The organism is Uliginosibacterium flavum (genome assembly GCF_040566545.1).
Classification (GTDB): domain Bacteria; phylum Pseudomonadota; class Gammaproteobacteria; order Burkholderiales; family Rhodocyclaceae; genus Uliginosibacterium; species Uliginosibacterium flavum.
The window spans coordinates 76,412-88,755 of record NZ_JBEWZI010000006.1; the positions used below are offsets into that span (position 1 = coordinate 76,412).

The 12,344-nt window shown below is 58.6% G+C and carries 11 protein-coding genes; 7 read left to right on the forward strand and 4 right to left on the reverse strand.

Annotation, left to right across the window (positions count from 1 at the left end):
• Positions 1-80: 80 nt before the first annotated feature.
• Positions 81-3,011 carry a chemotaxis protein CheB gene (locus tag ABXR19_RS07195; RefSeq protein ID WP_354600433.1) on the forward strand — a complete coding sequence of 977 codons (2,931 nt, stop codon included), beginning with the start codon at positions 81-83 and terminating at the stop codon, positions 3,009-3,011.
• On the forward strand, positions 3,008-5,239 hold the full coding sequence (locus tag ABXR19_RS07200; protein ID WP_354600434.1) for a PAS domain-containing hybrid sensor histidine kinase/response regulator: 2,232 nt from the start codon (positions 3,008-3,010) through the stop codon (positions 5,237-5,239). Before ABXR19_RS07195 ends, ABXR19_RS07200 begins: the two co-directional genes overlap by 4 nt.
• A gap of 179 nt (positions 5,240-5,418) precedes the next feature.
• On the opposite strand, the gene ABXR19_RS07205 is transcribed toward ABXR19_RS07200, so the two are convergent.
• Complete coding sequence (locus ABXR19_RS07205) at positions 5,419-5,994, reverse strand: chemotaxis protein CheB (RefSeq protein ID WP_354600435.1); 576 nt, start codon at positions 5,992-5,994, stop codon at positions 5,419-5,421.
• A 358-nt stretch (positions 5,995-6,352) separates the two neighbouring features.
• On the opposite strand from ABXR19_RS07205, the gene ABXR19_RS07210 reads away from it, so the two are divergent.
• A complete protein-coding gene (locus ABXR19_RS07210) occupies positions 6,353-6,652 on the forward strand; it encodes a hypothetical protein (RefSeq protein ID WP_354600436.1) in 300 nt (99 codons plus the stop codon).
• Between the two features lie 432 nt (positions 6,653-7,084).
• Here the strand turns inward: ABXR19_RS07210 and ABXR19_RS07215 are convergent, their stop codons facing one another.
• Positions 7,085-7,912 carry a universal stress protein gene (locus tag ABXR19_RS07215; protein WP_354600437.1) on the reverse strand — a complete coding sequence of 276 codons (828 nt, stop codon included), beginning with the start codon at positions 7,910-7,912 and terminating at the stop codon, positions 7,085-7,087.
• A gap of 63 nt (positions 7,913-7,975) precedes the next feature.
• Entirely contained in the window at positions 7,976-8,527 is a 552-nt protein-coding gene (locus tag ABXR19_RS07220) for an NADPH-dependent FMN reductase (RefSeq protein ID WP_354600438.1), read from the reverse strand.
• Positions 8,528-8,857: 330 nt separating this feature from the next.
• On the opposite strand from ABXR19_RS07220, the gene ABXR19_RS07225 reads away from it, so the two are divergent.
• The 3 genes from ABXR19_RS07225 (at position 8,858) to ABXR19_RS07235 (ending at position 10,277) form a co-directional block, all read left to right on the forward strand.
• Positions 8,858-9,370 carry a hypothetical protein gene (locus ABXR19_RS07225; protein ID WP_354600439.1) on the forward strand — a complete coding sequence of 171 codons (513 nt, stop codon included), beginning with the start codon at positions 8,858-8,860 and terminating at the stop codon, positions 9,368-9,370.
• Between the two features lie 29 nt (positions 9,371-9,399).
• Positions 9,400-9,690 carry an acyl carrier protein gene (locus ABXR19_RS07230; RefSeq protein ID WP_354600440.1) on the forward strand — a complete coding sequence of 97 codons (291 nt, stop codon included), beginning with the start codon at positions 9,400-9,402 and terminating at the stop codon, positions 9,688-9,690.
• A gap of 257 nt (positions 9,691-9,947) precedes the next feature.
• A complete protein-coding gene (locus ABXR19_RS07235; RefSeq protein WP_354600441.1) occupies positions 9,948-10,277 on the forward strand; it encodes a TraR/DksA family transcriptional regulator in 330 nt (109 codons plus the stop codon).
• A 174-nt stretch (positions 10,278-10,451) separates the two neighbouring features.
• Here the strand turns inward: ABXR19_RS07235 and ABXR19_RS07240 are convergent, their stop codons facing one another.
• A complete protein-coding gene (locus ABXR19_RS07240) occupies positions 10,452-11,288 on the reverse strand; it encodes a PRC-barrel domain-containing protein (RefSeq protein WP_354600442.1) in 837 nt (278 codons plus the stop codon).
• 337 nt (positions 11,289-11,625) lie between these two features.
• On the opposite strand from ABXR19_RS07240, the gene ABXR19_RS07245 reads away from it, so the two are divergent.
• Positions 11,626-12,273, forward strand: a complete 648-nt coding sequence (locus ABXR19_RS07245) for a YiaD family glycine zipper/OmpA-like lipoprotein (protein ID WP_354600443.1) — start codon at positions 11,626-11,628, stop codon at positions 12,271-12,273.
• The last annotated feature ends 71 nt before the right edge of the window (positions 12,274-12,344 follow it).

Below are 12,344 nucleotides of genomic sequence, written 5' to 3' on the forward strand. Positions count from 1 at the left end.
GAAAATCCAGATCACAAGCCGGCGTAAGGCCGCCCTTGGCTCCCGGCCCGGCAAAAAACGAGTCTGTTCCGCGTGTGTCCGTGGCTTTTCCGATTGTCGGCATCGGCGCTTCGGCGGGTGGCCTCGCGGCGTTCGAGGCCTTCTTCTCCGGTCTGCCCAAGGATGTCGATCCGGGCATGGCCTTCGTACTGGTGCAACATCTGGCGCCGGATCACAAAAGCATTCTGACGGAACTCATCCAGCGCTGTACCCGCATGCCCGTGTTCGAGGTCGCGGATGGCATGCTGGTGCAGGCCAATTGCGTCTACATCATCCCGCCCAACCGGGATATGGCATTTCTCGGTGGTACCCTGCAACTGCTGGAGCCGGTCGCACCGCGCGGGCAGCGCCTGCCGATTGATTTCCTTTTCCGTTCGCTGGCGCAGGATCAGGGCGAGCGGGCCATCGGCGTGGTGCTTTCCGGTACCGGCAGCGATGGCACGCTGGGCGTGCGCGCGATCAAGGGCGAAGGTGGCATGGTGCTGGCGCAGAATCCGGATTCCACGGAATTTGACGGCATGCCGCGCAGTGCCATCGCTACCGGCCTGGTGGATTTCGAACTGCCCCCAGCCGAGATGGCGGGGCAGATCATCGCTTATGCCGCTCACGCCTTCGGCAAGCTGCCACGCCCGGAAACCTCCCGTGCATCAAGCACTGCGAGCGCCCTGAAGAAAATTTTTGTGCTGCTGCGTGCCCAGACCAGCCACGATTTCTCGCTGTACAAGCCGAGTACGATTCACCGCCGCATCGAGCGGCGCATGGCGGTGCATCAGATCGATTCGATCGAGCACTACGTCAAATATCTGCAGCAAACGCCACAGGAAGTGGAGTCGCTGTTTCGTGACATGTTGATCGGCGTGACCAATTTCTTCCGCGATCCGGAGGCGTTCAAGATTCTGGAAGAGCAGGTCATTCCGAGACTCTTCGAGAACAAGCCTGCGGGCTCGGTGATCCGGGTCTGGTCGACGGGCTGTTCCAGCGGCGAAGAGGCCTACTCCATCGCCATCTTGCTGCAGGAACGCGTAGAGGCACTCAAACAAAGCTACACCCTGCAGGTTTTTGCGACCGACATCGACAGCAATGCGATTGCCACGGCGCGTGCCGGGCTGTATCCGGCGAGTATCGCTTCGGATATCACGCCGGAACGCCTGGCGCGCTTCTTTTCGGCGGAGGCAGACGGCAGCGCCTACCGCATTCACAAGAGCATTCGCGACATGCTGGTGTTCTCCGAGCAGGATGTGATCAAGGATCCACCCTTCTCCCGGCTCGATCTGCTCTGCTGCCGTAATCTGCTGATCTATCTGGGGTCTGAGCTGCAAAAGAAGCTCATTCCCTTGTTTCACTATGCGCTGAAGCCGGGCGGCATGATGTTCCTTGGCACCTCGGAAGGCGTGGGTGATTTCACCGCGCTATTTTCCGTGCTGGATCGAAAAGCCAAGCTGTATCAGCGCAAGGATGATTACCAAAACGCGCAGCGCGGCGTATTGGGCCGTTTTCTGCCGCCCCTGACCGCCATCGATGCAAGCCGCCCACGTGCCGAGCCTAAAACGGAGTTTCCCTTGTTTCCAGTAAAAATGCCCCTGCGCGAACTCACCGAACAAACCCTGTTGCGGCAGATGGCGCCTGCCAGTGCGCTGGTTAACGCCCAGGGCGACATCCTCTATCTGCATGGTCGCACCGGCATGTATCTGGAACTGGCACCCGGTGAAATCGGCGTCAGCAACATCCTGAAAATGGCTCGCGAGGGCTTGCGCCGTGATCTCGGCATGGCTTTGCACAAGGCAGCCAGCAGTCAGGAGATCGTGCGTAGCCCCGGCTTGAACGTCAAAACCAACGGTCACTTCACGCGCGTCAATCTGAGCGTTTGCCCGGTGGCCGTCGGTAGCACCGCGAGCGCAGAGTCGCATCTCTATCTGGTGATGCTGGAGGAGGCGCCAGCACCGATAATTGATCAGAGCAAGGCCGCAACGGGTAGTGAACAGACGGATACGGACGCCCGTATCGAAGCGCTCACGCAGCAGTTGCGGGCCAAGGACGAATACCTGCAGACCACGCATGAGGAGCTGGAGAGTTCGAACGAAGAGCTGAAATCTTCGAACGAAGAGATGCAGTCGGTGAACGAGGAATTGCAATCGACCAACGAGGAGCTGGAGACCTCCAAGGAAGAGCTGCAGTCGGTCAATGAGGAGCTGGCCACCGTTAATTCCGAACTGCAAACCAAAGTGGCCGATCTGTCGCGCGCGAATAACGACATGAACAATCTGCTGGCTGGCACAGGCATCGGCACTGTGTTTGTCGACCATCAACTGCGCATCCTGCGTTTCACCCCGGCGGCGAGTTCCATCATCAACCTGATCCTCAGTGATGTTGGCCGACCCGTGGCCCACATCGTTTCCAATCTGGTTGGCTACGACACACTGGTAGCTGATACCAGAGCGGTACTGAATACTCTGGTGCACAAGGAAGTGGATGTCCAGACTGCTGAGGGTAACTGGTACGCGATGCGCATTCAGCCATACCGCACGCTGGATAACGTGATCGAAGGCGCGGTGATCTCTTTCGCCGACATCACGGAGACGATGCGAATCCGCTCGGCCTTGCTCAAAGCCAATGACATGCTGCGTCTGGCAGTGGTCGTGCGCGATGCACATGATGCCATCACCATGCAGAATATGGCCGGTCAGACCCTGGCCTGGAACCCCGGCGCAGAACGGATGTACGGCTGGAGCGAAACAGAGGCTCTGCAGATGAACGTGCGCGAGCGAATCCCGCAGGCCTTGCGCGAAGACGCATTGGCCAGGTTGCGGCAATTGAGTCAGGCCGAAATTCTGGAGCCATATCGCACCGAACGGCTCACCAAACTAGGTGTGGTCGTGCCGGTTTCCATCATCTCCACCGCCTTGCAGAATGAAGCGGGGGAGGTCTATGGCATCGCCACCACCGAACGCGTAATTGGCGGAGGACTTGAATGATGGACAAAGACGAGCAAGCGGAAGTTGACGCGGCATCGGGAAGTGCTTTGAACACCTTGCGCTTGCGTGCCGAAAGACGCTGGACCGATCATGCGATGGTCTTTCCTGACAGTTTTGAAACCCATTCGCCCGAAGCCGTGCAGCGATTGCTGCACGATCTGCGCGTGCATCAGATCGAGCTGGAGATGCAGAACGAGGAGTTGCGCGAATCGCAGGCGGCGCTGGATGCCAGCCGGGCGCGCTATTTCGACCTCTACGATCTGGCGCCGGTGGGCTATTGCACCGTCAGCGTACAAGGCCTGATCCTGCAGGCCAACCTGACCGCCGCCAGCCTGCTGGGAGTGCCGCGCAGCGCCTTGGTCAAGCAGCCCTTGTCCCGGCTCATCGTCAAGGAAGATCAGGACATCTATTACCTGCAGCGCAAGCAGTTACTTGAAAGTGCGGAGCCACAATCCTGCGAATTGCGCATGCTGAAAAACGATGGTGCGCAGTTCTGGGCGAAGCTGATGATCAGCGCAGCCCATGATGCAGACGGCGCTCCCGAATTGCGCGTGGTCATCAGCGATGTCTCGGTGCGCAAACTGGCCGAAGAGGCGCTGTTCAGAGCGGAGCTGATGCAGAACGCGATTTTTCATAGCGCCAATTTCTCGATGATTGCCACCGATGCGCAAGGTGTCATCCAGCTCTTCAATATCGGTGCCGAGCGCATGCTCGGCTACGCCGCCGCCGATGTGCTCAACAAGATCACGCCGGCGGATATCTCTGATCCGCAGGAACTGATCGCACGTGCAGAGGCTTTGAGCTTCGAGTTCGGCAACCCGATCACGCCCGGCTTCGAAGCCTTGACCTTCAAGGCCGCGCACAACATCGTGGATATGTACGAGCTGACCTACCTGTGTCAGGACGGCAGCCGCATCCCGGCAGCCGTTTCCGTGACGGCCTTGCGCGATGCGCAGGAGCAGCTGATCGGCTACCTGCTGATCGGCACCGACAATACGGCGCGCAAACGGGTTGAGGCAGAACGCACTCTGTTCGATCAGCTACTGCAGGACAAGAATCTCGCGCTGGAGGCAGCCCGCTTCGCAGCGGAGCGGGCTAATCGCGCGAAGTCCGACTTTCTCTCCAGCATGAGTCACGAATTGCGCACGCCGCTGGGCGCGATTCTGGGCTTTGCCCAACTCATCGAATCCGGCACGCCGCTGCCCACGCCGACGCAGAAACGCAGCGTTGAGCAGATCCTCAAGGCAGGCTGGTATTTGCTGGATCTGATCAACGAAATCCTGGATCTGGCATTGATCGAATCCGGCAAGCTTTCACTGTCGGTAGAGCCGGTGTCGCTGGGCGATGTCATGCTCGAATGCGAATCCCTGATCGAATCACAAGCGCAAAAGTATCGCGTCAGTGTGGTTTTTCCCGAGCTTGAGAGCCCGCATTGCGTGCAGGGCGACCGGATGCGGGTCAAGCAGGTGCTGGTCAATTTCTTGTCCAACGCGATCAAGTACAACAAGGTGGGTGGGGCCGTAGCGGTGACCTGCAGCCGTACTGCGGAAGACTTGATTCGCATCAGCGTGCGCGATACCGGCGCGGGTTTGAGCCCGGAGCAGCTTGGTCAGCTGTTTCAGCCCTTCAACCGCCTCGGGCAGGAGGCGAATGTGGTTGAAGGCACGGGTATCGGCCTGGTCGTCAGCAAACGTCTGGTGGAGCTGATGGAGGGGCGCATCGGAGCGGAAAGTGTCGTTGGCGAAGGCTGCGAATTCTGGATTGAACTGAAGCCGATGACGGCACTGCAATCGGCTGCCAACATTGTCGAATCAAGAAGCGAGTACTCACCGATCAAAAGCGCTGACGCTTTGCGTACGCTGCTATACGTCGAGGACAATCCGGCAAACCTGATGCTGATCGAAGATTTGATTGCACGGCGCCCTGATCTCGAATTGTTGAGTGCTCAGGATGGTCAGCAAGGCATCGAGATGGCACGCAAGGTATTGCCGGATGTGATCCTGATGGACATCAATCTGCCCGGCGTGAGCGGAATCAAGGCGCTCAAGGTCCTGGGCGACGACCCGAATACGGCACATATTCCGATCATTGCCTTGAGTGCCAATGCCATCCCGCGCGACATCGAAAATGGCCTGAAAGCGGGCTTTTTCCGCTATCTGACCAAGCCTATCAAGGTCGCCGAGTTCATGGATACGCTGGATCTGGCACTGAAGTTCACGGAGAAATAGCTGCTGGTGCAGGGCTCCGCAAATTTCTGCACAGACAAACTGTACGTCATTTTTTCCTGAGCCGGAACATCGCCCCTTCCGTCATTCCCGCGAAGGCGGGAATCCAGTGACTCTGCGAACGCCGCTGGATTCCCGCCTTCGCGGGAATGACGGACTTTTGATGTCAACTTGTGCTTTTGTCAGGCCTCGGCCTGGGCAATCCGCACGATTTCCGTGGCAATCTCTTCAGGCGATAAAACCAAATCGACGTAGCCACTGGCAATCGCGCTCTCCGGCATGCCTGGCTGTTTGGCCGTACTCAACTTCTGCGCGATGGTGATGCCACCGACTTGCTTGATGCCCCCCAGCGCGGCCGCGCCGTCACCGTCGTAGCCCGACACGATCACGGCAATCAGCTTGCCGTCCCAGCAGTTGGTCAGGGAGCGCAGAAAAACCGTGATCACATCCGGCCAGCCCCGTGGTTTCGAGATTGGCGCCAGATGAAAACCATCCTTGTCGACATGCAGGTCGCGGTTTTCCGGGATCACGAACACGTGATTCGGCTCGATCAATAAATCTTCCGTGATCAAATCAACGGGCATGCCAGTGAAATAGGGCAGCACCTTGTGCAGTTGGGTCGGCATCGAGCGGATGTGGTTGACGATGATGATCGCCACGCCCATGTCCGTCGGCAGATTGCGCAATAAGCGGATATAGGCATCCAGGCCGCCGGCGGAGCCGCCCACACAGACAATCGGAAAGTTGCTTGCCAGCATGCTCACCTCAGGCCGTCTCCATCCTGAAAATCAAGGACGGGGTGGTCTGATGCTTTGTGTGTGGCATTGCGTTATTCCGGCTGTTCATTTTTCCCACCTGCGCTCTGTCCAGACAAGGCTGCATCGTGGACCAGCCTGGTTACGCAGTCGGTACGGCAGGCAACACATGGATCAGAGATTTGGCTGAGACGAAATCACCGTGAGCGGTAGTCGGCCTTTGTGTTCGTCAACGCACTGAAAGCCACACCGGCGATGTCTATCCTGCTGAAACGCTGGTTCAATTCGTCATTTGTGATGATTGTCCACGGAGGAATCAAGGCCATCCTGGCCACGCTTTTCCAATTCAAAAGGACTTCCCATGAAAAATCTGATCCTGATTTCAGCAATGCTTGCGACGCTTGGCTTGACTGCCTGTGATAAACCCACCGTCGTGAATGTCCCCGCCACCCCTGTTGCCGTGCCTGGCCCGGCAGGTCCGGCTGGCCCACAAGGGGCAACGGGCAGCCAGGGCTATCAGGGCAATGATGGCAACGTGGGCGCCTCCGGCGTTCAGGGCAATGACGGCAACCAAGGCGCAACAGGCCTGCAGGGCAAGACGGGCGGCGGCAGTACGACCGTAATCGTGGTGCCGTCAGAGGCTTCTGCCCCGGCGAACTGATTACCCGGAGACGCCTCCTGTTTGCTTGCGACGTAGGCAGGAACGCAGTTGCTCCGAACAAGATGCGTATGAAATTGGCCTCATCAAAACCTGTTTTGATGAGGCCAATTTCGTAGCGGGAGCTGATCTGGAGCGTTCTCACGCGCTGCAAAGGAGGGGCTTTGCTAGCGCTCTACGCGAGGATATAAGCCCGTCGTTCCCGCGAAGGCGGGAAGCCAGTGACTTTGCGAACGCCGGGAAAGCCGCTGGGTTCCCGCCTTCGCGGGAACGACGGGGAAGAGGTTGTTTAGAGGGGTGTCACGCAGAGCGTGGGAGCGAGGAACTGTTGCCTGTAGAGCCGGGCAGGGCGGACTTCTTCGCGATGGCATGCCGAAGAAGCGCGCTGGATGCGGGTCTTCGAGCACGTCTTCGCGCAGCTGAATTTACGTCCGTTCAGTGTGCTACCAGGGTGCAGCACTGCGCACGCAACAGAATGTCGCGGGTCATTCCGCCCAGCGCCCATTCACGCAAGCGGCTGTGCCCATAGGCGCCAGCAACGATGAGATCGATGTCTTGTTCCTGCGCCAGGCTGGTCAGCCGGCTGGCGTCTTCATTGCTTGAGGGGGATACGATGGGTTCTGCGATAACGCCATGACGTTTGAGCCAGCTGACGACATCGGCCAGACGTTTGTGGGCGTTCGCTTCTTCTTCCTGTGTGGCAATTTCCACGATGCTGATCTGCGTAGCCTGTTTCAGCAGCGACAGCGCAACAGAAATGGCGTGGCGTGATTCACGCGTGTCTTTCCAGGCGATGAGAACCCGGTTCGGCGTGAATGCAGTGATGGCGCTTGGCACCAACAGGACAGGACGGCCGGTTTGCATGATGAGATCGCTGATATCGACGCGTCTTGAGGTGTCGAACAAAGTGCCGGAGGGCAGGGCGCTAATGAGCAGGTCGGCGCTGCGAGCCTCGTTTGCCAGGTAATCAGCGATTGAGCCGGGCAGCACGCTGGAACGCCATTCGAGCGCGCCGATGCGCGACTGAAGCGCGTTGCGGAACTCGGTTTCCGTCTCCTTGCGATCCATTTCGATTTGCTGGCGATCCTGCTCGAAATACTCTGCGGCAATGTATCCACCATCAAAGGGGAGTTGTTTGGGGTTGCAGGCCGCGATACCGATCACGCTGGCATGCATGCTTTCCGCCAGATCGCCGGTAATTTTGAGCAAATCAGTATTCAGGTGGCCGAGTTCCAGATTAACCATCAGGCTTGAGTAATTCATGATGCGTCTTTCGTGGCGGAAGCTGCGTTCCGCGAATCAGGTTGAAGGGAGTTCGCAGGTAGATCAGCTGGCGTGTTTCATCACCCAGGCTGTGTAGTGATCCATCCATGTCTGCAGGAAGACCTTGCTGTCCGGGCCAATATCGCCAGCGTCATCAAACAGCCCGTCCTTGGCCTGAATGAATGCCTCAGGCTGACCCATTGTCGGCACGTCGAGGTAGGCCAGGATATTGCGCAGATGCTGTTGCGCCATGGCCGTGCCGATCGCCCCGACGGAGACCCCCAGAATGCCTGCGGGCTTGCCCGCCCAAGCGCTCTGACCATAGGGGCGGGAGGCGTGGTCAATCGCATTCTTGAGAACGCCGGGAATGGAGCGGTTGTACTCAGGCGTCACAAACAGCAAGCCATGCGCAGCGTCAATATCGGCCTTGATTTGCTTGACGGAAGCATCCTGATTCTCGTCGTCATCCTGGTTGTAGAGCGGCAAATCGCCAATCTGCAACTGCTGGAACGAGAAGCCAGATGGCGCCAGCTTGGCCAGCGCACCCGCCAGTTTGTAGTTGAATGAATCGTGACGAAGGCTGCCGACGATGATTGCGATCTGGTACGTGGTCATGATGAGCTCCTGAGAGTGTGAATGCCTTGAAGGGTGTCAGACGGGCTGGTGACGCCACCTTACACAGCGCTGCGGGGCTACTCTGTGCGTCAGGCCGCACACGCAAACCCTTTCCAGTCTGAGTGCGATGGCGCACCGACGCAGACCTGACTCCACGCGCACGGCGCAGACCGGCAATCGCCTTCGCTTGCGGGTTAGGGCGCAAAGCACCCGCTGCCTTGGATTCAAAAGCCAAAAAATGGTGTGTGCGCCACCCCACCGACAGCGGACTTTGTGCCGGGTAGGCTAGTGATCAACTCGCCTCTTCGCACGATATCCGGGAGACCACACATGCAGGCATACCACCATCACGTATCAGGATTCTTCGCCACTCGCGCAGAGGCCCATCACGCACTTTCCTCACTCATCGAACGAGGACTGCCGCGCGCACGCTTGCGCATTTTCGACAATCAATCCGAGATGCCGGCAGACGTGCCCCAAGCCAGCAGTGACGAAGTTCTGAAGGATGTGCTGGTCGATGGCGCGATTGGCGCCACCGTGGGCAGCGGCCTTGGCGCTTTGGCCAGCGTCGCACTGGTGGCGGCCAATGTCAGCCTGTTCATCGCCAGCCCCTTGATCGCCCCTTTGGCAATGCTGGGTTGGGGCGCCAGCCTTGGCGGCTTTCTGGGGGCCGCAACCGGAGCCGGCAACGAGAAGCGGCCTTTCTCGGATCTGGTAAGAGATGCCATTGCCAACGGTCAGATCGTGCTGCTGGCCGATACGCGGACTGAACTGGAAACCACGGTTGCCGGAGAAGTCATCCTGGCTGCTGTGGGTGACTACGAAGATACCAGTCTGACCTGAACATTCAGAATCCATCCATAGGAAACGCCATGAAATCAACATTTGATCGACTCAGTGCCACGCTGGTTAAAAACTACCAGATCGCCCCGGAAGCCGTCAGCATCAACACCGGCTTCGCGAGCCTGAACATGGATTCGCTTGATGTAGCAGAGTTGCTTTTCGACATCGAAGACGAATTCAAAGTCACCTTTCCCGCCGAGCCTGAACAGCTGCCGACGGTGGGGGATGTGGTGCGTTATATCGACCGTCTCGTCATCGCTCAGGGCGCCAGCGATGAGCGCATGGATGTCGGTGCGCTGCCCGCATTGCAAACCTCGTGAGACGGCTCGTCCGCTATCTGAATCGCAAGCTGGCAGGCAATGGCTTTCAATGGAGAGTCAGGGGCGACCGGGCTGAGGTCGGCACGAAAGACGTGTTTCGACGTAGTCGTTCCGGGAAGGCTTGCTGGGCGGACCTCTTCAGGCACTACCCCTGAAGATCGAATCCGGGTGCGGCTCTACAGCCATGCTTCGGCGAATCCGATCCTTGCCACGCTGAGCGTGCGGCGATCAAAACAACCAAGGAAATAGACATCTCCATGCATCTGACTCCGCAGCAGCGCGCTGCCTTGCGGGCGCGGCTGCTCATGCTTGAACAGTTGCAGACCGAGCGCCAGCAGGGCGACCCGAACAATGATGCTGCAGCGACTCTGTCCGCCAGCGATCAGCTGCACTGCGATGCGGTGAGTCGAGCGCTGGTGCGCGTGCACGGCAAAACTTACGGTCTGTGTATTGATTGCAACGAGAGCATTGCGTTTGCCCGCCTGAAGATGGAACCCCAGACTTTGCGCTGTCAGGACTGCCAGGCTCGGCATGATTTGCAGATCTGGCGCGACCCGTCGGCAAGATGGGTGAATGCATTCTTGTGAACAACTGAAGGTTCAGCTCGTTCCCACGTTCTGCGTGGGAATGCTTCTATTGGCGCTCTGTGCCAGGTTTTCAGGGCTCGCTGCGCCCTCCAAACCGGACGCGGGAGCGTCCAGCAGGACGTTCCCACGCGGAGCGTGGGAACGATAATGCCAAAGACGCCGTTCTGGCCTGATTTAACCCTCGGTACGTGAATGCTCCGGCTCCTGGGCCAGTTCCTCCGGCCAGTAGCCCACGCGTTGATAGTGCGCGTAGAGGTCCTTCTCGATCTTGCGGTTCAAGGCCAACGCCGAATCGTAGATGGGCGAATCCATCACGGATTGCCGGTTCAGGCCGACCGATATCTTCTGCTCGGCCCAATTCACATCCTTGAACCATTGCGGGGCGATGATCACTTGATGCCCCAGCCACCAGTTGCTGGTGTTCACGATGAGGTAGCGAATGGCCCAGCTTGCTTCATCGACCAGAAAGCCTTGAATGTGGCCGATCTCGCCGTCGGTGGCGTGGACGTGATAACCGATGACGGCTTCGCAACTGCGCAGGTGGGGATCGTCGTCGCGCTGACGACTCTGTTCCGCCTTTTCCGTAGCGAGATTCGTTTTTTCGTACACTTCGCGTTCTGATGAATTGTCCGGCCCACCTATTGGAAACATGTCTGGCGCCATGACACCACCAAAAATGCCGACACCATCCCAGTAGTACGGATAGCCGTAGTAACCGAGATACTGGATCTCGTGCTGGCGTGAAATGGGCTTGTCGGTGTCGATGTCGGGGCTGTTCCTGACCTGTTCCCGGGTGAGCACGGCCGGCAGGGTTTGTTCGCTCCAGTTGGGGTGGCGGATCGCTTGTGGCGAGATCAGTACCTTGCGGCTGGCCAGCCATGGCCCAGTCTCGACCACCAGATAGCGGATGACCCAGACAAGGTCGTCAAAGTAGAAATCTTCCACATGGCCGATGTCTCCATCGCTGGCTTCGATCGTGTAGTGATCCAGATCTTTCAGGCTATGCAGCATTTGTATGTCCTCAGGTGCGCCGAGATGTCTCGACGAATTAGAAAAAGAGTCATCGCCGGCCTGTCTATGCAGACCGCGCGATGACGACAGTCGGGGTTGGTGCTTGGGTCTTCAGACTGTGGGCGCTGCAGGCACGCCGGTCTGTTCGGCGCCGAACATAGGTCCGGATGTCTATCGAGGGCGTCTCTGAAATAAGCCGAGGGGAGTAGCAAGCGCGAAAAAAAGTCCCTTCAGCGTTCGCCAGCGAACATTCAGGCGCCGGGCTTGTCTGTCACCCTGTGCTCACGCGCTGCCGTGCAGCACACTCCATTTTCATCAATCAGAAATCGAGAAAAACATGATCAAGAAAGCAATCAGTGTAGGCATGTCAGGGCTGCTGGTTTTGGCCGGATGCGCAGAACTCACCCCGATTCAACGCGGCACGGGCATCGGTGCTGGTGTGGGCGCCGCCTCCGGTGCCGTAATCGGCTCAGCCACCGGCAGCAACAAGGTTGGCCGCGATGCTGCGATTGGCGCTGCGGTCGGCGCGCTGGGCGGCTACATCTGGTCCTCGCGCATGGAAAAACAGAAGGCCACAATGGAGCAGGCCACGGCTGGTACGGGCGTCAGCGTCAGCCAGACGGCCGACAATCAGCTCAAGCTGGATGTGCCCAGCGATGTGTCCTTCGATGTGGGTCGCGACGACATCAAAGGCAACTTCCGTCCGGTGCTCGACCGCTTCGCTGAGACGCTGAGGAGCAACCCGGCCACCAACATCCAGGTCATCGGCCATACCGACAGTTCCGGCTCGGACGCGATCAACAATCCGCTGTCCGTCAATCGCGCCGCCAGCGTGCGTGAATACCTTGCGGACCGCGGCATCTCCTCTTCGCGCATCGGCATCGACGGTCGCGGCTCCCATAGCCCGATTGCGGATAACAGCAGCGAGTTCGGCCGCGCCAGGAATCGTCGTGTTGAGATCTTCGTGGGCGAACGCGGCAACTGATTTGGCTCATCCGGTTTGAGTCCCAAGCCCAAGGTCTGCACGTGAGCCTTGGGCTTTTCTGTGCCTGAAGA